The organism is Magnetospirillum fulvum, from assembly GCF_900108475.1.
Taxonomy (GTDB): Bacteria; Pseudomonadota; Alphaproteobacteria; order Rhodospirillales; family Magnetospirillaceae; genus Phaeospirillum; species Phaeospirillum fulvum_A.
In genome coordinates this window covers 24,331-47,152 of the sequence record NZ_FNWO01000017.1, presented here as the reverse complement: position 1 = coordinate 47,152, position 22,822 = coordinate 24,331, and the positions used below count along the sequence as shown (strand labels likewise).

Below are 22,822 nucleotides of genomic sequence, written 5' to 3'. Positions count from 1 at the left end.
ACAATTGTACCCCAGTTCGTGCGGCGAAAACAGAGGCTCTTCGCCGCCGGACGATCCCGGCGGCGGCACCTGAGGCATACGACCGGTTCGTCGCTCTCAGCCGGGAACAGCGGCCCGCGGCGACGGATTTTCCGGCACACCGGCGATCTGAGCCCAGGCATTGCGGAGCTGACGCAGTCCGTCTTCGATCCGGCGGCTCATTTCCAGAGCTTCCTGACGGCCGACCGAGCGCATCAGCGCCTTCATGTTGGCTTCGTAGGTCTGTTGCAGCCGCCGGGCGACCTCGCCGCCGCGTTCGTAATCGAGCGCCGACAACAGCCCCCGCAACAGATCGACAGCGCGATTGATTTCATCGAACTGCCTGGCCCAATCGCCCTGTTCGGCGGCGATTCCGGCATTCCTGACCCGGACCAGAACGCCGTCATACAGCATTACCACGGCATGAAGCGGCGGCACGGTCATGCTGGCGGTACGGTAGGCGGCGCTGGCTCGCTGTGCATGGTTCATTGGAGTCCTCCGTCCGAACGATTATGAAGAAGAGCTCTCGGCGTCGTTGAGGGCTTCGAGCAAGTCGAGAACCGATTGGGCCTTGGCCAGCTTCGCCTCGATATTCGCGTACTTATCAAGCAGAAAGTCCCGGTAGCTTTCGGCATTGGTCTCGATCGTCGAGATCCGGGTTTCGAGATCGCTGTTGGTCTCTTCCAGGCTGGTGATCTTGTCGGTGATCTGGCCGTCGTCGCTGTTGGCGACGGTATCAATGGCCTGATAGAGCTGATCGGCGATGCCCTGGCTGACTTTGATCGAGACCGTCTGGGTGGTCTTGCCGGTGAAGACAAAAGACAGCCCTTCGTAGATGCTGCCCTCGGCGCCCTTGATCGTGCTGCCGCTGACGGTGAACAGCGAGGAATCCCCGTCGATCGAGGCCGAACTGATCGACCCCGTCGTCTCATCGACCGTGATCTTGAGATCGAAATCGGCCGAGGTCGGGCCATCGCCGTGCGACAGAAGCTGCAAGTTCCCCGACGAGGTGGTCACCTGATACGAGAACAGCGCCTGGACGTCCGACAGCGAGTTGGTCAGGGCGTCTTCGAGGGTGGAATCGTCGATCACCAGCTTGTTGCTGCTGTCGAGCGTGATCCCGATTGTCGCCAGCGAGGTTCCGTCGATCGACGAGCCCAGAATCGATTGCAGCGACATCGACGTACTCCGCAGCAGCGAATCGCCGAACAAGGTGGCGTCGTCGCTGGCGGCGCCGTCGGTGCCGGTGGTCTGGTTGGTCAGGACCAGATCGCGGAAGGAATTGTAGGCGGTGACGAAGTCGTTGATCTGGGTCGAGATTTCCGACAAATCGTTGGCGACCTCCAGCGTCAGGGTGTTGCCTTCCTCGGCCTTGTAGAGGTTGAGGGTCACCCCGTCGATCGCATCGTCGATCTCGTTGGTCGATCGGGTGATCGGCACGCTATCGACCGTCACGATCGCGCCTTGCGCCGCTTGCAATGGATCGACCTTGTCGCCCGACTCGTCGGTCAGGCCGAGATTGTTCAAAACATCGTCGCCGCTGACAGTTGATAAGGTGATGTCGCGGTCGGTCTCGACCCCCGACAGCACGATCATGTAGGCGGTGTCCGAGCTTTTGACCACCGAGGCGGTGACGCCGGTCGTGGCCTTGGCCGCATTGATCGTATCGACGATGTCGTCAAGCGACATGTCGCTGGTGATGGAGATATCAGTGCTTTGGGTGCCGGTCGTGCTCAACCCGTCGCTGGTCGCTTTCGTCCCCAACGAGAACGTGCCGGTCCAGCCGAGATCCTCGGTGCGGCTTTCCACGCTGCCGCCGCCCAGACGCTCGACTTTGGCAACCTGGGTCACCTCGACATCGTGGGTACCGATATCGGTCCCGTCTTCGACCGTGGCCGACAGAATGCCGCTGGCGGCGGTCGAACTCGACGAGGTCAGATAGGTGGTACGGTTAAGAAAGACGTCCGATGCCTTGCCCGCCGTTCCCGGCGCACTGCGCAGGGTGTCCAGCGAGTCTTCGACCGTCTGCAACAGAGTCTGCATATCCTCGTAGGCGGCGATCTTGGTCTCGTTATTGGTCACGCTGACGTTCAGACTGTCCGCTTTCGCCAGCTTGTCCTCGTAGGCGGCTTCGACCAGAGCGTCGGTGTCGAACTCGTTGCGGTTCTGCGAATAGCTGGTGGTGGTCGAAGTGGTGCTGGATGTCGTGCTGCTGACGCTGGTCATGATGTCGCCTCACCGATGGAGAGCCGCCGGGACGGGCGGAGCCGAAGCCCCGCCCACCCCGTTACCGCCAGCCGGCGGCAGGCCGGATATCCTAGCTCTTCAGCAGGCTGAGCAGATTCTGGGGCATCTGGTTGGCCTGGGACAAAGCGGCGATAGCCGCCTGGGTCTTGACGTCGTCCGACGACAATTGCGACTTTTCCGCCGCGACGTCGGCATCCATGATCACCGATTCGGCCGAGGTCAGGTTTTCCGAGGCGGTCGAAATCGTCTCGGAGCGGAACTCGAACCGCGACATCGTCGCACCGATCTCGGCGCGCGCCTGCGACACCTGCGCAATCGCCTCGTCAAGAGCATCGCTGGCCTGCTGCGCCGCGGTCTGGGTGCTGACCGAGGTCGCCCCGATCTTCAACGTGGTCGAGCCCAACGACCCGGTGGTCACCTCGGCGATCGAGACGTTGATGGTGTCAGAGGTCGAGGTGCCGACCATGAAATCGACGCCGGTGCTGGCGCCGACCAGAGTGCCCGCGGTGTTGATCAGACCGAGCGCGGTGGCGGCATTGCCGGTGCCGTTGGCGATCGTGCTGATCGTCTCGTCGCCCTCGGCTGCGGTCAGAACCAGGCTCTGGAGGCCGTCGGCGTCGGTGGTGATCGAGGCGCGGACGTTGGCCGCCTTCGGCGTCGTGGTATCGCCGGCATTGATCGAATCGGCGATGTCCTGGAGGCTGACGGTGCCGGCGGTGCCATCGTAGGAATCGGCGATGGTGTAGGTCACCGGCGTGGGCGTCGTGCCGTCGGTGGTGGTGATGGTGATGGTGTCGCCATCGGCAATCGCTGACAGATCCGTCGCCTGGGCGTCGGTCATGCCTGCGGTCGAAACCGAGGACAGGCTGGTCGCCGACGCGAACGCGCTGGTGCCGTTCAGCAGCGAGTTGCCGTTATAGGTGGTCGAATCCGAGATACCGTCGATTTCTTCGCTCAGTTCGGAATATTCGGCCTGAATGTAGGTCCGCTCCGAGTCGGTGACGGTACCGGAATTCGACTGGGTCGACAGCGACTTCATGCGCTGAAGAATGTCGGCGATACGCGCCAGGCCGCCATCGGCAGTCTGAAGGATCGAACTGGCCTGCGACGCGTTGGTCGAGGCCTGGCTCAACACCGTCACGTCCGACTGAATGCGGGTGCCGATGGCGAGGCCGGCGGCGTCGTCAGAAGCCTTGGTGATGCGCGATCCCGATGCCAGCTTCGACAGAGTGCTGGACTGGTTCGAGGAATTGAGGTTGAGGTAACGGAGCGCCGAATTCGAGGCGGTGTTAGTCGAAATGACGGGCATGGAATGTCTCCTTCTGATCCTTCATGTTCCCGGAAGCGGGACCGGCCATCGTTCGGAAGGCCTTCTTCGGATGGAACGGATCGGGAGACGGTTTCAGGCGGGAATTTTTACTCCTGAGCGAGAAGCTGGCGGAACTCGAGCTCGGAACCCCGTAAAGAGTGGCGGAGTCCCTGGCGTCCCCGCTTCAAAAGACTTTCCACCGCGCTGACGGTGGTGCCGAGAATCTGGGCGATCTCGCCATTGCCCATCTCCTCGAAATAGGCCAGCGTCACCGCCGCCCGCTGCTGGTCGGGCAATTTGCCGATCGCCCGCTCGAGGCGGCTATAGACCTCGCGCCGATGCAGGGTATCGACCGTGTCGGGCAAATCCTCGGCCGGTTCGGGCACGTCGTCGATGTTGGCGTTGTTGGGCAGACGGCGCAAATCGATGCAGCGGTTGACCACCACCCGGTACAACCATGTGCTGAACCGGGCACGGCCGGGCTCCCACGACTGGCGATGGGTCCAGGCCTTGACCATCGAGTCCTGGGCGACGTCCTCGGCATCGGCGACGTTGCGCAGCATCCGCAGCGCCAGCGCATAGGCCCGGTCGATGTGACGTTCGACCAAAACGCGATACGCCTCGCCGTCGTCTTGTTTCATACGGGCCAGCAGAGTCTCGTCGTCCAGCGTTTCGGGAGGAAGGGGATCCCCACTCCGCAAACTCGTCGACTGAATCATCATCGCCATCTGCCTGTCTCCACCGTCAGGACCGATGCCACCCCATCCCGAGCGCAATCCGTCTCATGTCTTACACGGACGAGCGATACGGGTCAGGCGCTAAAAATGACTTTTTTAACAATGAGTTAATAGGGAATATTTTGCCGACTGCCCGGCAATTCCTGCCCAGTGGGCGGGCGACCATCCGGGCTTGGTGCTTTTTTGCGCATGGATAGCCGATGCATCTCCGTGCAGACAGTTAAGCCTTCGTGTATCTTGCAAAAAACAGGGGCGATTCCATGGTCGAGCGCATCGGCAACACCCCCAGGACCGAAGACCTGCTGGCCGAATTATCGGCGGCGCGGGCCGATCTGGCAAAGGTCGATCACGCCACCCGCCTGGTCCGGGCGCAATCCAGGCTCGAATCGATCTTGCAGGCGGTCCGGCTCGAAGGGGCCTCGGCCGACCCGCACCGGGTCGATGCCCTGGCTGGCGAAGCGATGCGAATCGCCCAGAGCCTGGGCGACGGACTCGCCGCCCGCTATCCCGCCGAGGTTGAACAGGCCCGCTCGCTGGCGCTGCGGATCAAAGACATGGCCAAGCCGCCCGCCGATGGATCGGTCAAGATCGAGGTCTAGATCGCCCGAAACCGGCGCGAATGTCGCTGACTTTAGCCGGAAGGCGCGATCGCGACTTGACGCGTCTCGAAGCCGCCGTCGCGGAGCGTCCAGCGTAGCGTCAGCAATCCCGCACGCTCCACCTTGAAGGAAAACGAAAACATCACGTTGCGGGAAATGCCGGGACCGAAGCGGGCCCGCATCAGGGGACGGCCGTCGAGTTCGGCGTCGAAACCGACATAGTGGGGGATCGGGATACCGTCGGAATCGAATTCGGCGTCCGCGTTGGGCAGGGGGGGAGCCAGGGCCAGCGTCATCACCTCGACAACGTCGCCATGGCGGATGGGATCGGGGAGGCGGATTTTGATTTCGGCCATCGCGTTAGGTCCTGTCCCCATAAACGTCACGGTCGCGACGCGAGGAATTTTGGCGGCCGGGCAGGCGATTGACCCGCCGTGGACCCGTCGTCCACAAGGGGCAAGCAACGAACCCGGCCACCAAAAGGCCCGCGTCCCTTCGGGCTGCGGAAAAAACGACGCACTGGGGCGTCGAAACGCTTGTCCATAGCACCACTATGCCCATCGCGTTTCTCCTGCCATTGCGCCATTTTTTCCAGCAGCGCGGCGCGCGAGGTTTATGAGGACAGGACCTAGGACCTGCACCCGCCGCCGACGGTGACGCGCACCTCGGCCATCGCCCCAACCACCCGGCCATCGCGCAACTGCGCCACCGCCGCAATGGTCTGACTTTTCGACAGACGGACCCGCAAACGCCAGACCGGGCGGACCAGATCGGACAACGGCTCCACACTGGTTAGCACCTGACGGCGGTTGGCCGGAGCAAACAGGTGCAAACGCGTGACCTCGCTCTCTGCGCCAAGCCCGACCGTCACCGGCACCGCGGCACCATCGTCGGCGATGGCCGGGGCGGTCAGGGTGACCAGGGGCGACCAGACAACCGCCTCCGGCACGATCCCGGCCCCACGCAGCGCCTCGGCCAGCGGGCCATCGACCGCCACCGCCGCCGCTTTGGCGGCAAGGGGAAACAACGTCAGCCCGACCAGAACGCTTCGTCGTCCGACCGCCGCCGCCCGGCTATGCCCCGGAAGCACCGCCATCATCCCCCCTTGCGGATTTCGACCGTGAAGACCCCGCCCTCTTCACGCTGGCTGATCAGGGCACTGCCGCTGCTGCGGCAATAGGCGTCGATATCTTGAACCACGGCGGGATCGGTCGCCTGGATTTCGACCACCGCCCCGGGAGGCAGACCCTTCATAGCTTTCTGAGCGTGCAGGACGGGAAGCGGGCAACTGAGGCCAGTGACGTTCAGTACGGTCTTCGACATAGCCTATCCGTTGGGTAGATATATTGATGGACTTCGCTAATTCGAAGTGTAAAATAAACTGTAATAACGATTTTTTCCAGTCTTTTATGGGAGCCGCCGTGCCGGATATCGCCCTCACCAGCATCGTTGGAGCCGGAGCTTTCGCCCTTGCCTTCGCGTTCGGAGCCGTCACTCAGGCCACCGGATTTTGCACCATGGGCGCGGTCGCCGACCTTGTTCTCGTCGGCGACGGGCGTCGCTTCCGCGCCTGGATGCTGGCTCTGGCCGTGGCGATGGCGGGATCGCAGGGACTGGCGGCCGCCGGATGGATCGATCTCGGCCAGTCGTCCTATCTGAGCGGCGGCATACCGCTCGCTGGCGCGATCCTGGGCGGCGTGGCGTTCGGCATCGGCATGGTTCTGGCGGGAGGATGCGGGGCGAAAACCCTGGTCCGTCTCGGCGGCGGCAACCTGAAATCCCTGGTGGTCGTGCTGGTGATCGGGCTGACGGCGATGGCGACGATCAAGGGCGTGCTGGCCCCGCTGCGGCTGGCCCTCGACCGCGCCACCACCGTGCCGCTAAAGGCGACCGGCTTGGCCGCCCCCAGCTTTCCTGCCGTGCTGGAAAAGCTGGGCCTGGAACCGGACCCGGCGCGCTGGCTGCCGGTGGCGGTGATCGGCGGCGGCCTGGTCCTGTGGTGCTTCAAGGACGCCGCCTTCCGCCGCTCGTCGCGCCATTGGGGCAGCGGCCTCGCGGTCGGCGCGCTGATCTGTGCGGGATGGGCGGTGACCGGAATTCTGGGAGACGACCCGTTCGAGCCGGTTCCGCTCGCCTCGTTCTCGTTCATCGGGCCGATCGGCGACAGCCTGATCTATCTGATGACCTATACGGGGGCGACCCTCACCTTCGGCATCGCCTCGGTGGCGGGCGTGGTGGCGGGCGCGTTCGCCGCAGCCCGAACACGCCGCGAATTCCGGTTGGAGACCTTTACCGATCCCGACGATTTGGCACGGCACCTGACCGGCGCGGTGCTGATGGGCGCGGGCGGCGTCCTCGCGATGGGATGCACTATCGGCCAGGGTCTGAGCGGTTTCTCCACCCTGTCCCTTGCCTCCCCCCTCGCCCTGGGCGGCATCCTCCTCGGAGGATTGATCGGGCTTAAACGTCTGGAAGAAGGCTGTTTCACCGCCGCATTGGCGGCATTGCTGAAACACCGGTAACGCGGACGCCCACCCAGGTTTCGATGTGAGGACGCAGACATGCACCAAGCGGGAGTGTTCGCCGACACCGAATCCGGTTTCATCACCCCCACCATCGACGACGACGGACAAAGCGTATCGGGCCGCTTTGCCGGTCTTGTCCTGCGGTCTGTGTTTCAGCCGCTGTTTCGCGCCGACACCCTGCTCCCTGTCGCCCACGAAGCCCTGTTGCGGGTGGTGACCCTGGACGGCGCGGCAATCGAGCCGCCGGACGCCTTCGCCCGCATCGAACGTCTGGGCCGCTCGGTGATGTTCGACCGGCTGTGCCGGATGCTGCATGTGCTGAACTTCCTGCGCCGCTCCGGCATCGACGGCGACCTGTTCCTCAACGTCCATGGCGATCATCTGCTCGGCCTCAGTTCCGGCGAGCACGGCAGTTTCATCGGTGCCCTGATCGCCCACCACGATCTCGACCCGGCGCGGGTGGTGTTGGAAATCATCGAGGACAGAATCGACGATCTGCCCCTGCTGCAATCTGCGATCCAGCATTACCGGCAGCGCGGCCTTCGCATCGCCATCGACGATTTCGGAGCCCGCCATTCCAATTTCGACCGGCTGTGGATGCTTGCCCCCGACGTGGTCAAGCTCGACCGCACTCTGATCCTTCAGGCGATGAGCAACCCGATGGCCCGCCGCATTCTGCCCAAGGTGATCGACATCATTCACGAATTGGGAGCGGTGGTGGTCTGCGAGGGGATCGAGACCGAGGACCAGTTCAAGCTGGCCCGGGAGTCCGGTGCCGACCTGCTCCAGGGGTTCCTGTTCGCGGTGCCCTCGGAGCATCTGACACCAATCAACCTCGATACCGGCCCGTAAGGGCGGCCGATGCACATCCCCTCTTCCGTTCGCCGTGGGAGGCTCGGCGATGTTGTCGCATCCAAACAAACCATATATCTTATAGATTGATGGATATTTAAACCGGAGCCTCCCATGCGCCTCCTTCTCCCTCTTGCCATTCTTGCCGCCACCCTGGCGGTCGGCACCGCCCACGCCGCCGACCTTCCTGCCGCCGCCGCCGTCTGCGCCAATTGCCATGGCACCGACGGGCGCAAGGATGGACCAATCCCCGCCATCGCGGGCAAGCCCGCCGTTCTGATCGCCAGCAAGCTGCGCGACTTCAAGGCCGACAAAATCGCCAACGCCACGGTGATGCCGCGCCTTGTCAAAGGGCTGACCGAGGCGGAAATCGACACGGTCGCCACCTATTTCGCCGCCATCCGCTGAGGGGGACTCTGGTCATGAGCCGTTTCGATCGTCGTTCCTTCCTTGCGCTGGCCGGAGCCGCAGGCATTGCCTCACTGACTGGGGCTTGCGCCTCGGGACCTGTCGGCACCGGGCCGCGCGTCGTCGTGATTGGCGGCGGCTTTGGTGGCGCGACCGCTGCCAAGTATCTCCGCCTGCTTGACCCGACGTTGCGCGTCACCCTGATCGAGCGCAACCGGACCTTCACGACCTGCCCGTTCAGCAACGCGGTGATCGGCGGCCTGCGCGATCCCGCCCGCAACACCTTCGGTTATGACGGGATTCGGTCGCACGGAATCGAGGTGATCCACGCCGAAGTCACCGCCATCGACGTTGCGGCGCGGTCGGTGGTTCTCGACGGCGGCGACCGCCTGCCCTACGACCGGCTGGTGCTGTCGCCCGGCATCGATTTCAAATGGGGCGACCAGGGCTACGACGAAGCCTCGGCCGAACTCGCCCCGCACGCCTGGAAGGCTGGGGCTCAGACCCTCCTGCTGCGCCGCCAGCTCGAAGCGCTCGACGATGGCGGACTGGTCATTCTGTCGGTTCCGGGCAATCCCTATCGTTGCCCGCCCGGCCCCTACGAACGCGCCAGCCTGATCGCCCATTACCTCAAGACCCACAAACCGCGCTCGAAATTGTTGCTGCTCGACGCCAAGGACAGCTTCTCGAAGCAGGGGCTGTTCCAGGAAGGGTGGGAGGCGCTCTATCCCGGCCTGATCGAATGGGTTCCGGCAGCCAAGGACGGCAAGGTCGCCCGGGTCGATGCCAAGACCCTGACGGTCGAGACCGAGTTCGGAACGAAGCACAAGGCCGGTGTGCTCAACTTCATCCCGCGTCAGACCGCCGGAACCATCGCGATCAAGGCCGGTCTGACCGATGCCTCGGGCTGGGTTCCAGTGGTGCCGAAGACTTTCCAATCGACCAAAGCGCCGGAGATCTATGTCATCGGCGACGCCACCATCGCCAATCCCCAGCCGAAATCGGGCTTTACCGCCAATTCCCAGGCCAAGGTCGCCGTCGCCGCGCTGATCGCGTCGCTGCGGGGGGTCGAACCGGCCGATCCGATCTGGATGAACACCTGCTACAGCCTGCTGTCACCCAGCTATGGCATCACCGTCGCCGGTGTCTACCGGGTGATCGACGGCAAGGTGGCCGACGTGCCCGGATCGGGCGGAGTCAGCCCCAAGGGAGCGAGCCCGCAATTCCGCGCCCTCGAAGCCGCCTACGCCGAAAGCTGGTACACCAACATTACCCAGGACATTTGGGGCTGAGAGCACTCCTGCCGACGGCGGAATCCTTGTCCGCCGTCGGCCGTCTTTCCGTCCGTCCTCTACAACTTGCGAACCACCGGCAACGACAACGCCACCGCCGTCAGCGGGCGAGTCAACAGGGTTGTCGTCACCGCCATCAGCAGCAAACCGGAAAATGCCGACGCGCCGATGATCCCGGCATCGCGCAGAATTACCAGTACGATGACCTCCATCAACCCCTTGGTCTGCATCAGCGCGCCCAAGGCCCAGGCCTCGCGCGGCGGCAGTCCGGTCAGCAGGCAGGGAATGGCCGTCCCCGCCAGCTTGCCGACCAGCGCCACCCCGGTGCCGACGGCAAAGACGAGAAGGGTGCCGGAATTGCCCAGCCCGATCTCGGTCCGCAGCCCGGTCATCAGGAAAAAGAACGGCAGCAGCACGATCACCGTCGCCGGTTCGATCTGGCGGCCGATATCGGCGGCGAACTGACGCGGCAGGACCAATCCGGCCAGGAAGCCGCCGAAGACGAAATGCAGCCCGATCAGATCGGCGGCCAGGGCCGAGGTGAAGATCAGCAGCACCACCCCCGCCAGCCTCATTTCCGGCTCGTCGTGGACCCGCTCCAACCAGCGCGGCACCAGCGGGCGGACCAGTCCCATCATCCCGGAGATGTAACCGACCGCCAGAACCAGATCGGTCCAGGGGCTGGCCTCCGGCCGACCATGACCGTAGGCCAGCACCATCGCGGTGAGCAGAACCCAGATCACCGCGTCGTTGCAGGCGGCACAGCCGATCGCCAGCCGACCGAGCGGACTATCATGCATTTCCATTTCACGCAGGATCGCGCCCATTACCGGCAATGCGGTGACGGCGACGCACAGGGCAAAGGCCAGGGCGAACATCGCCGGCGTCCCGTTGGGGCCGACCGCATCGGGCACCAGCGGAGCCAGCCACAGACCGGCGGCGGCTCCCAATCCCAGGGGAACCAGCACGCTGCCCGACGCGGCGGCCAGCGCGGTCTTTTCGTAGCCGCGAAAATCCTCGGCATCGACATGCAGCCCGGTCAGGAAGGCGAACAGCGCCACCGCCAGCCATTGCAACCCCGACAGCGGCGACAATTGGGTCGGGTCGAACACCAGACGCCAGAAATCGGGAAAGAGCTGGCCGAGACCGGACGGCCCCAGGGCCAGACCGGTGAGAATTTGCACCACCACCAGTGGCACCAGCCCAATCCAGCGGAGGCTCCGCCACATCAGGAACGGCAGCCCGACGACCAGGACCGCCTGGATGAAAAAAATCGAAATTTGTGTCATCGCTGGCACTGAAGGGTTGAGCCACCCTTCCCTCCCTGACGTTTTGCACGCCCCAGTCCCGATATAAACGCAAATCGTGATATCTGGCGCGCGCCTCTCTTCTTTCGAAGATCATGCCTAAAAATATTCAACCTTAAAAGAGCGTATCGACCACCACGGTCATGTCCGGAACGCTCCGGCCTCAAGCGGAATATTCGTAAATAATCCAGGCATCGACGACGATATTGGTCGCAATCTGCCCTGTCGCCCGGCGGGGCCGACTCTCCCCCCGACACGGTCACAATCAAGAAAAGGTCACACACGTCGCCGCACTTTTGGCAATCGACTTTGCCTTTTGATTTGAATTGAATCGGGCAATCAAATTACCTCTCATTCCTTCACAATTAAATTGTGTCACTCTATAACTTTTGCACTGCCGGATGATCGCCCGAGATGATCAAAGATTATTTACCAATTTCGACAATTGGAGTCGGGGCGATGTGCTGACAGAGGCCCAATCGTTCGGTTTCTTCCCGACATTTATCGCCACCCAATCAATGTCTTGACAAACCAGATAAACCGGTTCAATTAGCAGATATGAAAGCGCCGCAGGAATTTCGTTTCAATTCTGGACGTCTGTCGCTCGACCTTCCCGCGACGGTACGACGGCGCGCGTCCGTCCCCAACGACGTGCTGGCCCCGCCAGGGGCTCCGGCGCGCTGGCTGCGCGACGCCGCGCTGGTGGCCGATCTGCCCGACCTGTCCCTGGCGCAGGAAACCGCGCTGCGGCGGCTGCGCGAAACCATCTGGTCCCTGGCCGATGCGGTGACGCGGAGCGCGTCCTTGCCGACCGAGGCGGTCGAGCACCTCAACGCCGTCGCCGCCTTTCCGCCGCCGCTGCCCCAACTCGACGCTGCCACCGCGACAATCCACCGGATCGCGACCGACCCGTTCCAGGCGGCGCTGGCGACGATTGCCCAGGACGCGATTGATTTGCTGGGCGGGCCGCTGCGGACCCGGATCAAAGCCTGCGCCCAGCCGGATTGCCGGATGCTGTTTCTCGACATTTCGCCCAGCGCAAGGCGGCGCTGGTGTTCGATGGACCGCTGCGGCAGCCGGGCCAAGGGCGGCGCATTCCGCCTGCGCCTGAAGGAATCCGACCACACCTGCTGAGGGTGCATCTGGACCGAGCGGCATCGCCCCCCTCCTCTCTTTCGATCACGTCGCCACAGCAGACTCCCGCCCGGCACCCGCCGGGCGCTGGGCGTCGGCGGCACTCTGCGACCTGCTACCCGCGATACCTGTGGCACCAGGATCGTTTCGCCGGTTGCTTTACAAAACTATACAAACCGGTTTATATGGTTTGCAAGAGGCCATGGCGGCCCGCTCAACAAAACCGGATCAGGTCCGAACGCGGACCGAAAGGGGGAGGCATGACGATCCAAACGGAAGAAACCCGGTCGGTCGCGGTCGGTCCGCACCATCTGTCGGTGACGCGGCGAGGCAGTGGTCCCTCGATTGTTCTGCTCCACGGCATCCCGACCAGCGCCTTTTTGTGGCGCGAGGTGGTCCCGCCCCTGCTCTCGGCTGGCTTTGAGACCATCACGATCGACCTGCTTGGTTATGGTGCGTCGGATCAGCCGGAAACGGCCGATCTCGGTCTGGCGGCCCAGGCCGGATGGGTCGCCGAGGCTCTCGGCCAGATCGGCTGGACGGGGGGAACCCTGATCGGCCACGATATCGGCGGCGGCGTCGCACAACTGATCACGCTCAATTATCCCACCCTGGTCGGTGCGCTGATCCTGGTCGATTCGGTGATGTACGATTCCTTTCCCGAACCCGGCATCGCCCGACTGAACGACCCGGCCTGGGACGACATCCTTGGCGCGCCCGATTTCGACCTGAAGAAAGGCTTGGCCAAGGGATTCCGTCGCGGTCTGGTGCAGACCGACCGCATCACTCCGGCGCTGATCGACGCCTACGAGCGCCCGTTCGCCGGGATCGAGGGCCGCCGCGCCTATCTGCGGGCCGCCCGCGCCCTGCGGACCGAGGATTTATCGACACGGATGGACGAAATCGAACGGCTCGACACCCCGACCCTGATCGTGTGGGGGGAGAACGACGTGTTCCAGCCGCTGCGCTATGGCCAACGGCTGGTAGCCGCGATGCCCAACGCCTGCCTCGCCATCCTTGATCAGGCGGGCCACTTTCTTCCCGAAGACGCCCCCGAGCGTCTGGTCAGCCAAATCCTCGATTTCCTGCCGCGCTAAGGCTCCGATCTATCGCTTTGGATGTGCGCCAAATCCGCGCTCTCCCTATGATTGACAAAACCTGTTTAACCGGTTTATACAGTTTTCTCACAACAGGGACTTTGCGTCGGGTGACATCACCCCCGCCGTCTGGCGGTGCGTCCAGACGGGTGGGCAGAGGTGAGTGTCGTCGATGCCGATCAGGTTTCCGCCGGAACAATAACAATCAATCCGGCTGATAGAATTAAAAGGGCGATCGACCAATCCAAATCAATTGGTGTGCGTCAGCGTATCAGTGCGTGTCCAGTTCTTGTATCTGCACCGGACGGGGCTCTGCCGTCATGCCTTACGATTTGGAGATCACCGAGACGATACCGCAAGGTCTCCCGCATAAATGTTATCTGGATTCAAACAAGACTCCATTTCGCGAGGGATAACATGAGCATCGAACTCAAAGACACGTCCGAGGCCGTCGAAACCAGATCGCGCGAATTTTATCAAGGTGTCGGCGACGGCATCAGTTCGACCAGCGCTGCCTGGACCTTCGGGGGAGAAATCCCGAAGAAATTCGAAAGTCACGTCGCCCGCTCGGTACCGCGTTACGCCGATGGACACGACATTGTTCTTGAAGTCAGCGACTATTTCGTCAAGGCCAACTCGGTTTGCTACGAGTTGGGATGCTCGACCGGAGCCTTGACCCGCAAGATGGCCGCCCGCCACCCCGAATCCGTCCGCTGGGTCGGCATCGACGTCGAGCAGAACATGGTCGATCACGCCAAGCATCTGCTGCAAAAGGACATGCCGCATATCGGCAATATCAGCTACATCAAAGACGACATCCTGACGCACCCGTATGAACCGTCTGATTTCATCGTGTCCTATTACACGATCCAGTTCGTTCATCCGCGCATTCGCCAGGAAATCTACAACCGACTCTATCAGGCCCTCAATTGGGGCGGTGCGTTCATGCTGTTCGAGAAGGTCCGGGCACCCGACGCCCGCTTCCAGGACATCGCCAGCAGTATTTACGTCAATTACAAGCTGAACCAGGGCTACTCGCCCGCCGAGGTGATCGCCAAATCGGCCAGCCTAAAGGGCGTGCTGGAGCCGTTCTCGACCCATGGCAACCTCGACATGCTGAGACGGGCCGGGTTCAGCGACATCATGACCGTCTTCAAGCATGTCTGCTTCGAAGGCTTCTTCTGCATCAAATAACTGCGCATCTCCGCCGCAAGATTGCGCGCGACCTCCACCGTCTTTCCTCGTGCCGAACGGAGCCAAGCGATGGACCTGAGCCGCTTCAAATCCCCCACCAGCGCCTTTGTCGCGACAATGATTCTCTGCACCGCCTTCATGGGATCGTCCTTTCCCAGCGGCAAATACATCATCAGCGACGTCGCCATGCCCGCCTTCTTCGCTGGCGGGTGGCGCTTTCTGCTTGCCGGACTGTTGATCCTCGCCTTTGCGGCGGCCCGACACGGACTAGCCAGCATCGTCCCCGCCTCGCACGGGTCGATCGTAAAAGGCACCGCGTTCGTGTTCGTCGTCGGCTGCCTCCAGACCGCCGGAACGATGGGCTTCCTCAACCTGTCGCTCGGCACGCTGAGCGCGTCGATGGCGTCGATCCTGCTGTTCACCAACCCGCTTTGGACCGCGATCCTGGCCCACTTCGTCCTGGGCGAGCATCTGTCGCGGCACAAGATCGCCGCCCTGCTGTGCGGCATCGTCGGTGTTTCGATCTGCCTGGGCGTCAGCGCCGACCAAAGCCTGAACGGCATTTTGATCGCCCTGGCCGGGTCGGTCTGCTGGGCGCTGTGCACCCTGGTGTCGAAGAAGCACAAGTTCGACAAGTCGGTCTTCGTCTTCACCGGATGGCAACTGACCCTGGGCGCACTGGTGATGCTGACGATCTCGGCGCTGTCGGGCGAGCATTACGACATCGGCCAGATCAACGATTGGGGCATCGTCTGGTTCGCCTGGCTGGTGATTCCGGCCTCGATCGGATCGTTCAGTCTGTGGTTCCACGCCTTGTCGAGCAAGGGGGCCACCCTGACCAGTTCCTACCTGTTCCTGGTCCCGCTGTTTTCGACGAGCTTCTCGGTTTTGTTCCTGGGCGAAGCGCTCAATTACAAAATCCTGTTGGGAGGCTCGGTGATCATCTTTTCCCTTTGGCTGATCAACGTCCCCCAGGCCAATGCCGCCGTCTGGCGCGAGCGGTTCCGGCAGTGGAAAAGCCGCCGGATCGACTGGCGGGCCGATCCGCGGATCAGTGAGGTTCCCGTCGCCTCGGAATAACCGCGCCGTTTCCTTCGACCGTCCCGTCTTCACCATCCAGAGGAATCGACCTCCATGCCGACCACCACACTTCGCGATGAAAACCACACCCGCTGGACCGCGCTGCACCAGAAATCGACCCAATTGGCCACCCGGGTCACGCCGAGCTATGCCATCAAGCGCATTCTGGCCCATAAGGCGGCGATCCGGACCCAGTCCGCCCGCCGCGAGATCCTTGAAGTCGGATGCGGGTTCGGCCGCAACTTGCTGTACCTGATCGAGAACGGGTTCTGCGACGTGATCCATGGCATCGACCAGACCCCGGTCGCGGTCGAATCCTCCCGCGCCCTGCTGTCCGATTATGTCGAGCGCGGACTCTGCTTCCTGTCGGTGATGGATGCCGGACGCGGGTTGGCGTTCGCCGACAACCGCTTCGATTGCGTCTTCGACATCATGTCGGCGATCACCTTCATTCCCCAACCGGAGGACCGGCAACGCTATTGGTCGGAGATCGCCCGCATCTTGAAGCCGGGAGGAGTCTATATGTTCCTGACGGTGCGGGCCGAAGCCGAGGCGCAGATCAAAGACCGTCTTGCCAGTTCGGTCGAACTCGACACGGGACTGTTCCGGCGCGAGCAGGACGGAATGATCGAAAAGTGCTACACGGCGGCGGAAATCCGCGACCTGACCCAGGGCCTCGACGAGGTCGAGTTATCCATCACCTCAGAACACATTCGAGCCTTTGGCGACGAACATTTCGACCGTCAGGACGGTTTTTGGTTCGGCATCTTCCGCAAGCCCTAAATTGGCGGGGATACGTCAGGCCGCGTTGAGAGAGTCTCATCGCGGCCTGTCACGCCACGACGCCCTCTCGGGACTTATCCCCGGATTCTGTGGATAAGTCCGGGGAGTTCGACGGGACAAGCTGGGGGAATCCCACAAAGCGGGGGATGTCCGGAAATTGCCCGTTTTTCAGGCAGGGGGACGGGCGGCGCCCGACGCATAAGCCAGTCCCCCAGGCCCAGACCGGGCGTCACGCCGTCTTCGTCATGCCGACCATCATCGGCATCCCGTTGCACATCATCATCATCGGCATTCCCATCGCCATCAGCGTGGTGATGCGGTCGCACAGTGCCGTCATCATCTCCATGGTCATGCCGGCGGTCGGCGTCATCTTGCAGACCATCCCCTCGGCGGTCATTTCACAGGTCATCGCGCAACACGGGGTCGGCATCATCATCGGCATCATCATGCCGTTGTTCATCATCGGCATCGTCATGCCGTTCATCATCGGCATCGGCATCATGGTGGGCATTGTCGCAGTCGGCATCGGCATCTGCATCGCGGTCATCATGGTGGTTCCCCTTCTTACCGCTTGCGAACCCTCGGTTCGCTCTGTCTTCGAAACCAAGGTTGCTCCGGTCGGGGGATCGTCTCAACCGAAGGCGGTGCCAGATGGTCGGTTTCCTCCGCTGCCGCATCGGGACGTAAACACATATCTCTAGTGATCTTGTAGATTGACACTGCGGATCGCGGAATGTACTATCTTACTACAGCGCCGATTTGATGTTTTCAGCTTGCGGGCGCTCAAAAAATGCAGCTAAAGAGGTTGGTCCGCCCAGCCGGTATGCTGCGGCGGACGTCCCGAGAGACCGGACCCCGCCTTGACAGAGCATGAGGAGGGGTATGCCATGAGCCGGTCCGCCACCATCATCGATTTCGTCGAAATCCGCCGCCGCCGCCAGATCGAACGGACGGCGCCCCCCTCGCTTCCCGGAATGGTGTGGGTTCCCGTCTGGGTGATTCTTCCCCTGTGGCCGGTCGGCTGAAAGCGGGCGGAGCGATGAACGAATCCGTCTCCCACCTGCCTCCGTCGGCAGCGGCCGAGGATCTGGCGACCAGCGATTTCACCGCACTGGTCGGCGAGAATCTGCGGCGGCTGCGCACCCGCAACGGCCTGTCGCTGGAACGCCTGGCCCGGGCCTCGGGCGTCAGCCGGGCGATGCTGTCGCAGATCGAACTGGGACGCTCGGTCCCCAGCGTCGCGGTGCTGTGGAAGGTTGCCCGGGCGTTGGACGTGCCGTTTTCGGCCTTCACCGCCGCGACCGGCAGCGGCGAGGTCAGCGTGCTGCGCGCCCACCGGGCCAAGCTGCTGACGTCGCGCAGCGGACGGTTTTCGTCCCGCGCTTTGTTCCCGTTCAGCGGGCCACGCCGCGTCGAATTCTACGAGATGCGTCTCGCCCCCCAGACCGTCGAGGACGCCGACCCCCATTCGCCCGGTACCACCGAAAATCTGGTGCTGGCCCAGGGCTGCCTGGAAATCTCGGTTGCCGACGAGCGGTTCCGTCTCGAATACGGCGACGCGATCCATTTCGTCGCCGACCGCCCCCATTCCTACCGCAATGCCGGGCCGATCGAAGCCCTGTTCTATCTGGTGATGACCTATCCGGAACATGCCGAATGACCGAAGCCAGCAAAGTCCGGGGATTGCCCGACACTCTTGAGGCCCTGCGCGGCGAAGCCGACGCGTTCTGGGTCCGTCTGCGCGCCGAAGCGACCGAGGCCCTGGCCCGCTCGCCGATGCTGGCCGGCCTGTTCATCGGCTCGATCCTCGATCAGGCGACGTTCGAAGCGGCGGTGTTCCACCGCATCGCCGGGCGGCTGAAGAACGATCAGGTATCGCAGACCCTGCTGACCGAGACCTTTGCCCGCGCCTTGGCCCACGATCCCGCGATCGGAACCGCGCTGCGCGCCGATATCGCCGCCGTGCTCGACCGCGATCCCGCGACGGTGCGGCTGATCGAGCCGTTCCTCTATTTCAAGGGCTTTCACGCGGTGCAGACCCACCGTCTGGCCCACTGGCTATGGCGGCGGGGCGAGCGCGATTTCGCACTGTACCTGCAAAGCCGCTCCTCCGACGTGTTCCAGACCGACATCCACCCGGCGGCGATCTTCGGGCGCGGCATCTTCCTCGACCATGCCACCGGACTGGTGGTCGGCGAGACGGCAGAGGTCGGCGACGACGTCTCGCTGTTGCAGAACGTCACCCTGGGCGGCACCGGCAAGGATAGCGGCGACCGCCACCCCAAGGTTCGCCAGGGGGTGATGGTCGGGGCCGGGGCCAAGATCCTCGGCAATATCGAAATCGGAGCCTTTTCCCGCATCGCCGCCGGATCGGTGGTGCTGCGCGCGGTTGCCCCCAATTCCACCGTCGCCGGAATCCCGGCGAAGGTGATCCGCACCAGCACGTCGGCAGACACCCGCCCGCCGGGCGAAGTGCTGGGCGCGCTGGCCTACGAATCGTTCGATTATTCCATCTGACGCACTGGGAGACATCGATGCATCCCCCTCTCGAAAGCCTGTCCGCCAGCGGACCCGACCTGTCCGGTCGCCTGATCTTGTATGTCGGCGGCCGCCACCAGCATGTCAGCCACCTGCGCCGCATCGTCGAGGCGCATAACGGCGCCTTCGTCCACCATGACGGCGGGGTCGAACAGAGCCTGAGCAAGCTGTCGGCGCAGCTTGAACGTGCCGACGCCGTCCTGTTCCCGGTGGGCTGCGTCAGCCATGCCGCCCAGGACCGGGTCAAGAGCCTGTGCCGCCGCCTCGACAAGCCGTTCCGTCCGCTCCGCAGCACCGGGATCGCCGCGATCATCGCCGCTCTCGATTCGGTCTCGGCGCGGACCGCCTCCGCTATCTGAGAACCGCCCTCCACTATAGCGGAGGAAACCGACCGGAAGCGCCACTTCCGGGTTCGGCACGGGAGCTATTTGACGAAAATAAAGTGTAGAAGAAACCGCTGTTCAGAGGATTTCGATCCTCACCACTTTCCGAGGGAGTCGTCTGCATGTCCGAGGACAACGAGGTTCGCCGCACATTGAACGAGCAAGCGGCGCGCCAGCTTGCCAACGCCACCAAGACCCGGGCGCAATGGTCGGGAATCACCCCGCGCTGGTTGGTGTCGTTTCTGCCCTGGACCCCGGTCGAGGCCGGTATCTACCGTCTGAACCGCGTCAAGGAAGCCGCCGCCGCCGGAGCCTCCGACGTGACGTGCAGCCCGCGCAACGACGCCGACCTGCCGGAAAGCTACGTTCCCTACGAAGAACATCCCCGCGAATATTCGCTGAACGCGGTGACCTCGGTCCTCGACGTCCAGACCCGAGTCTCCGACCTTTATTCCCATCCGATCGACCAGATTCAGGAACAGCTCCGCCTGCTGATCGAAAAGGTGAAGGAAAAGCAGGAACACGAGCTGATCAACAACAGCGAGTACGGCCTGCTCAACAACATCGCGCCGCAGCAGCGGGTCCAGACCCGCACCGGAGCCCCCACCCCCGACGATCTCGACGAACTGATCGCCCGGGTGTGGAAGGAACCGGCCTTCTTCATCGCCCATCCCCGCGCCATCGCCGCGTTCGGACGCGAATGCACCAAGCGCGGCGTGCCGCCCGCGACGATCAATTTGTTCGGCAATCCGTTCATCACTTGGCGCGGCCTGCCGATCGTGCCGTCCGACAAGCTGACCATCGGCGAGGATGGCAAGACCAATATCCTGCTGCTGCGCACCGGCGAGAAGAAGCAGGGTGTCGTCGGTCTGTTCCAGCCGGGAGTTCCGGGCGAAGTCGCGCCGTCGCTGTCGGTCCGCTTCATGGGGATCAATCGTAAGGCGATCGCGTCGTATCTGATCTCGCTCTATTGCTCGGCGGCGGTGCTGACCGAAGACGCGATCGCGGTTCTCGACGGCGTCGAGGTCGATCACTACTTCGATTACGACAAGAAATTCGCATGAGCGACCCCGTCCCAACCCTTCCCTTCGCGGGGGCGCCCGACCCGGCTTTGATCGCGCAGATGGCCAACGCCTTCTTCGCGGCCTTGCCGGGTCAGACGGCGCCGTCGCTGGGAGTGGCCCCGCCCTCGATACCGCTGGTCGAGACGGGGCCGAGCGGGGGCTTCGTGCCCCCGGGAGCGCCGACCCCGCCCTCGGTCGGCCATCTCACCACCACCCCGACTCTGCCCGGCCTGGGACCGCTGGCGGCCGCCCCCAAGCCGCCACCGGTCAACCCGACCTCGGTTCCGCCCGCCCCGGCACCGGGCAACGGCGATCTGCGCAACGTCCCCGCTTTGCTGGGAGCGGTGCTGTCGCTGGTGCCGCCCGACCACGCCGCCGGTCCGTCGGCCCCAATCGGCAGTCCCGATCTGCCCGAAGCCTCGGCCCCGGATCTGCCCGGACTCCCGGCGGCTCCGGCCTCTGCTCCACCGGTTCCGGCGGTTCCGGCGGTTCCCGACGCCGGGGGCTTTTACTTCATCGACGATGCCGAGGGTGTCAGCCTGCGCGAGGCTCCCACCGCATCGCTGCCGACCCGCGCCGATACGCCGTCGCTGGGGGTCGATCTCGCCCCCTCCAGCGGGGTGCGGGGGTTCGACGCCGCCGCGATCCGCCGTGACTTTCCGATCCTGTCCGAACAGGTTCACGGCAAGCGACTGATCTGGCTCGACAATGCCGCCACGACCCAGAAGCCGCGCGCGGTGATCGAACGGCTGGACCGCTATTACGAGCACGAGAACTCGAACATCCACCGCGCCGCCCATACCCTGGCGGCCCGCTCGACCGACGCCTATGAAGCGGCGCGCGACAAGGTGCGGCGCTTCCTGGGAGCCGGATCGGTCGAGGAAATCGTCTTCGTCCGGGGCGCGACCGAGGCAATCAATCTGGTGGCCAAGGCGTGGGGCGAGCGCACCGTCCGCGAAGGCGACGAGATCGTCGTCTCCTGGCTCGAGCATCATGCCAACATCGTTCCCTGGCAACAGCTCTGCGCCCGCACCGGGGCCAAGCTGAAGGTCGCGCCGGTCGACGATCACGGTCAGGTGATCCTCGAAGAATACGAGCGGCTGTTCACCGACCGCACCCGGATCGCCTCGTTCACCCAGGTCTCGAACGCACTTGGCACCGTCACGCCAGCCGCCGAGATGGTGGCAATCGCCCACCGTCACGGCGCGCTGGCCCTGGTCGATGGGGCTCAGGCGGTGTCGCACATGCCGGTCGATGTCCAGGCGTTGGGCTGCGATTTCTATGTGTTCTCGGGACACAAAGTGTTCGGGCCGACCGGGATCGGCGTGCTGTACGGCCGCAAGGACATCCTCGACGCGATGCCGCCGTGGCAGGGTGGCGGCAACATGATCGCCGACGTCACCTTCGAGAAAACCGTCTATCAGCCCGCGCCGTCCCGGTTCGAGGCCGGAACCGGCAACATCGCCGATGCGGTGGGGCTGGGAGCGGCGATTGATTATCTCGACGGAATCGGGATGGCCAACATCGCCGCCTGGGAACACGAGTTGCTGGGCTATGCCACCGCCGGGCTGCGGTCGATTCCGGGACTGCGCCTGATCGGCACGGCGGCGGAAAAGGCCGGGGTGCTGTCCTTCGTCATCGACGGGTGCCCGCCGATCGAGATCGGCAAGGCGCTTGACCGCGAAGGAATCGCGGTCCGGGCCGGACATCACTGCGCCCAGCCGATCCTGCGCCGGTTCGGACTGGAGGCGACGGTGCGGCCCAGTCTGGCCCTCTACAACACCCGCGAGGATATCGACGCCCTGGTCGATGCCCTGCGCCGCAACCACGGAGCGCGGCGAACGATTTAGTCTCCCGTGAAAAAGTCCCTCGCTGTCGCTCGGTGTACTTTTTCCCGTTGGATTAAAAGGAGAAAAATGGGCTAGGGGCGGCCCAGCGCCCATTTTTCGTGTTATTCGTTTCACCAGCTTTGCGTCACTTATGCGCGCAAAGCTGGTGAAATCCAGCCTCCGAAGCCGTGGGCGTCGCCCATCGGCCTCGGAGGGAAGCAAATCCATCCCCGCGCGGAAAGCTTGATTGAGCACGGGGATTCTTTTTGAACCGGGGAAAAGTACACTGAGGCCAAAGGCCGAAGGACTTTTTCACGACTGACGATTTAGCGGGACTGTGACGGTCGGACAGGGGGAGACGGCAGGGTCTCCCCCTGTCTGGCGCTGGAAAACCCACTTATCCAGTGCTCTTTTGATCTGTTGGAC

Annotated in this window: 25 protein-coding genes and 1 riboswitch; of the genes, 17 read left to right on the top strand and 8 right to left on the bottom strand. The window is 63.5% G+C overall.

All coding sequences use genetic code 11. The features are described from left to right. Positions 1 to 96: 96 nt before the first annotated feature. From fliS to BLW40_RS15890, 4 genes are all read right to left on the bottom strand, one after another. Positions 97 to 507, bottom strand: a complete 411-nt coding sequence (gene fliS, locus BLW40_RS15905) for a flagellar export chaperone FliS (protein ID WP_074770322.1) — start codon at positions 505 to 507, stop codon at positions 97 to 99. Positions 508 to 528: 21 nt separating this feature from the next. Then, entirely contained in the window at positions 529 to 2,244 is a 1,716-nt protein-coding gene (gene fliD / locus BLW40_RS15900; protein WP_074770321.1) for a flagellar filament capping protein FliD, read from the bottom strand. 91 nt (positions 2,245 to 2,335) lie between these two features. After that, positions 2,336 to 3,574 (bottom strand): flagellin N-terminal helical domain-containing protein, encoded by a 1,239-nt coding sequence (locus BLW40_RS15895; RefSeq protein ID WP_074770319.1) that lies wholly within the window; start codon positions 3,572 to 3,574, stop codon positions 2,336 to 2,338. Positions 3,575 to 3,681: 107 nt separating this feature from the next. Then, the gene (locus tag BLW40_RS15890; protein WP_083386831.1) at positions 3,682 to 4,302 is read right to left on the bottom strand and encodes an RNA polymerase sigma factor; all 621 of its coding nucleotides are present in this window, start codon (positions 4,300 to 4,302) and stop codon (positions 3,682 to 3,684) included. Between the two features lie 269 nt (positions 4,303 to 4,571). Between BLW40_RS15890 and BLW40_RS15885 the strand changes: the two genes are divergently transcribed. Further along, positions 4,572 to 4,910: a hypothetical protein gene (locus BLW40_RS15885; protein ID WP_074770317.1), complete on the top strand. Its 339-nt coding sequence runs from the start codon at positions 4,572 to 4,574 to the stop codon at positions 4,908 to 4,910. Between the two features lie 32 nt (positions 4,911 to 4,942). Here BLW40_RS15885 and BLW40_RS15880 read toward each other — a convergent pair whose 3' ends face one another. The 3 genes from BLW40_RS15880 to BLW40_RS15870 all read right to left on the bottom strand — a co-directional run bounded on the left by BLW40_RS15880 (position 4,943) and on the right by BLW40_RS15870 (position 6,233). Beyond that, the gene (locus BLW40_RS15880) at positions 4,943 to 5,266 is read right to left on the bottom strand and encodes a thiosulfate oxidation carrier complex protein SoxZ (RefSeq protein WP_074770315.1); all 324 of its coding nucleotides are present in this window, start codon (positions 5,264 to 5,266) and stop codon (positions 4,943 to 4,945) included. A gap of 272 nt (positions 5,267 to 5,538) precedes the next feature. Beyond that, complete coding sequence (locus BLW40_RS15875) at positions 5,539 to 6,000, bottom strand: thiosulfate oxidation carrier protein SoxY (RefSeq protein WP_170834601.1); 462 nt, start codon at positions 5,998 to 6,000, stop codon at positions 5,539 to 5,541. 5 nt (positions 6,001 to 6,005) lie between these two features. Beyond that, positions 6,006 to 6,233 carry a sulfurtransferase TusA family protein gene (locus tag BLW40_RS15870; RefSeq protein ID WP_074770311.1) on the bottom strand — a complete coding sequence of 76 codons (228 nt, stop codon included), beginning with the start codon at positions 6,231 to 6,233 and terminating at the stop codon, positions 6,006 to 6,008. 98 nt (positions 6,234 to 6,331) lie between these two features. Here BLW40_RS15870 and BLW40_RS15865 point away from each other — a divergent pair, with 98 nt between their 5' ends. The 4 genes from BLW40_RS15865 to BLW40_RS15850 all read left to right on the top strand — a co-directional run bounded on the left by BLW40_RS15865 (position 6,332) and on the right by BLW40_RS15850 (position 9,987). Next, the gene (locus tag BLW40_RS15865) at positions 6,332 to 7,432 is read left to right on the top strand and encodes a YeeE/YedE family protein (protein ID WP_211656790.1); all 1,101 of its coding nucleotides are present in this window, start codon (positions 6,332 to 6,334) and stop codon (positions 7,430 to 7,432) included. A gap of 39 nt (positions 7,433 to 7,471) precedes the next feature. After that, the gene (locus BLW40_RS15860) at positions 7,472 to 8,287 is read left to right on the top strand and encodes an EAL domain-containing protein (protein WP_074770307.1); all 816 of its coding nucleotides are present in this window, start codon (positions 7,472 to 7,474) and stop codon (positions 8,285 to 8,287) included. 114 nt (positions 8,288 to 8,401) lie between these two features. After that, complete coding sequence (locus BLW40_RS15855; RefSeq protein ID WP_074770306.1) at positions 8,402 to 8,695, top strand: c-type cytochrome; 294 nt, start codon at positions 8,402 to 8,404, stop codon at positions 8,693 to 8,695. Between the two features lie 14 nt (positions 8,696 to 8,709). Then, positions 8,710 to 9,987, top strand: a complete 1,278-nt coding sequence (locus BLW40_RS15850) for an NAD(P)/FAD-dependent oxidoreductase (RefSeq protein ID WP_074770304.1) — start codon at positions 8,710 to 8,712, stop codon at positions 9,985 to 9,987. A gap of 59 nt (positions 9,988 to 10,046) precedes the next feature. Here the strand turns inward: BLW40_RS15850 and BLW40_RS15845 are convergent, their stop codons facing one another. Then, complete coding sequence (locus tag BLW40_RS15845) at positions 10,047 to 11,276, bottom strand: cation:proton antiporter (protein ID WP_074770302.1); 1,230 nt, start codon at positions 11,274 to 11,276, stop codon at positions 10,047 to 10,049. Between the two features lie 576 nt (positions 11,277 to 11,852). On the opposite strand from BLW40_RS15845, the gene BLW40_RS15840 reads away from it, so the two are divergent. The 12 genes from BLW40_RS15840 (at position 11,853) to BLW40_RS15790 (ending at position 22,417) form a co-directional block, all read left to right on the top strand. Continuing rightward, complete coding sequence (locus BLW40_RS15840; protein ID WP_074770300.1) at positions 11,853 to 12,428, top strand: CGNR zinc finger domain-containing protein; 576 nt, start codon at positions 11,853 to 11,855, stop codon at positions 12,426 to 12,428. Between the two features lie 260 nt (positions 12,429 to 12,688). Further along, complete coding sequence (locus tag BLW40_RS15835; protein ID WP_074770298.1) at positions 12,689 to 13,525, top strand: alpha/beta fold hydrolase; 837 nt, start codon at positions 12,689 to 12,691, stop codon at positions 13,523 to 13,525. Positions 13,526 to 13,942: 417 nt separating this feature from the next. After that, positions 13,943 to 14,719 (top strand): methyltransferase domain-containing protein, encoded by a 777-nt coding sequence (locus BLW40_RS15830; RefSeq protein WP_074770296.1) that lies wholly within the window; start codon positions 13,943 to 13,945, stop codon positions 14,717 to 14,719. 69 nt (positions 14,720 to 14,788) lie between these two features. Beyond that, positions 14,789 to 15,799 carry a DMT family transporter gene (locus BLW40_RS15825; protein WP_074770294.1) on the top strand — a complete coding sequence of 337 codons (1,011 nt, stop codon included), beginning with the start codon at positions 14,789 to 14,791 and terminating at the stop codon, positions 15,797 to 15,799. Positions 15,800 to 15,853: 54 nt separating this feature from the next. Next, positions 15,854 to 16,582 (top strand): class I SAM-dependent methyltransferase, encoded by a 729-nt coding sequence (locus BLW40_RS15820; protein WP_074770292.1) that lies wholly within the window; start codon positions 15,854 to 15,856, stop codon positions 16,580 to 16,582. Between the two features lie 245 nt (positions 16,583 to 16,827). Next, positions 16,828 to 17,283: a hypothetical protein gene (locus BLW40_RS17715; RefSeq protein WP_170834600.1), complete on the top strand. Its 456-nt coding sequence runs from the start codon at positions 16,828 to 16,830 to the stop codon at positions 17,281 to 17,283. A 40-nt stretch (positions 17,284 to 17,323) separates the two neighbouring features. Beyond that, a riboswitch (SAM riboswitch) is annotated at positions 17,324 to 17,403 on the top strand. A gap of 66 nt (positions 17,404 to 17,469) precedes the next feature. After that, the gene (locus tag BLW40_RS17710) at positions 17,470 to 17,607 is read left to right on the top strand and encodes a hypothetical protein (protein WP_170834599.1); all 138 of its coding nucleotides are present in this window, start codon (positions 17,470 to 17,472) and stop codon (positions 17,605 to 17,607) included. Between the two features lie 14 nt (positions 17,608 to 17,621). After that, a complete protein-coding gene (locus tag BLW40_RS15810; protein ID WP_244511229.1) occupies positions 17,622 to 18,242 on the top strand; it encodes a helix-turn-helix domain-containing protein in 621 nt (206 codons plus the stop codon). After that, positions 18,239 to 19,099, top strand: coding sequence for a serine O-acetyltransferase (gene cysE / locus BLW40_RS15805; protein ID WP_083386828.1), 861 nt, complete (start codon positions 18,239 to 18,241; stop codon positions 19,097 to 19,099). Before BLW40_RS15810 ends, cysE begins: the two co-directional genes overlap by 4 nt. Positions 19,100 to 19,116: 17 nt before the next feature. Further along, positions 19,117 to 19,479 carry a DUF2325 domain-containing protein gene (locus BLW40_RS15800; RefSeq protein WP_074770288.1) on the top strand — a complete coding sequence of 121 codons (363 nt, stop codon included), beginning with the start codon at positions 19,117 to 19,119 and terminating at the stop codon, positions 19,477 to 19,479. Positions 19,480 to 19,625: 146 nt separating this feature from the next. Then, entirely contained in the window at positions 19,626 to 20,567 is a 942-nt protein-coding gene (locus BLW40_RS15795; RefSeq protein WP_074770287.1) for a family 2A encapsulin nanocompartment shell protein, read from the top strand. After that, on the top strand, positions 20,564 to 22,417 hold the full coding sequence (locus tag BLW40_RS15790) for a family 2A encapsulin nanocompartment cargo protein cysteine desulfurase (protein WP_074770285.1): 1,854 nt from the start codon (positions 20,564 to 20,566) through the stop codon (positions 22,415 to 22,417). The genes BLW40_RS15795 and BLW40_RS15790 overlap by 4 nt, the downstream gene beginning before the upstream one ends. The last annotated feature ends 405 nt before the right edge of the window (positions 22,418 to 22,822 follow it).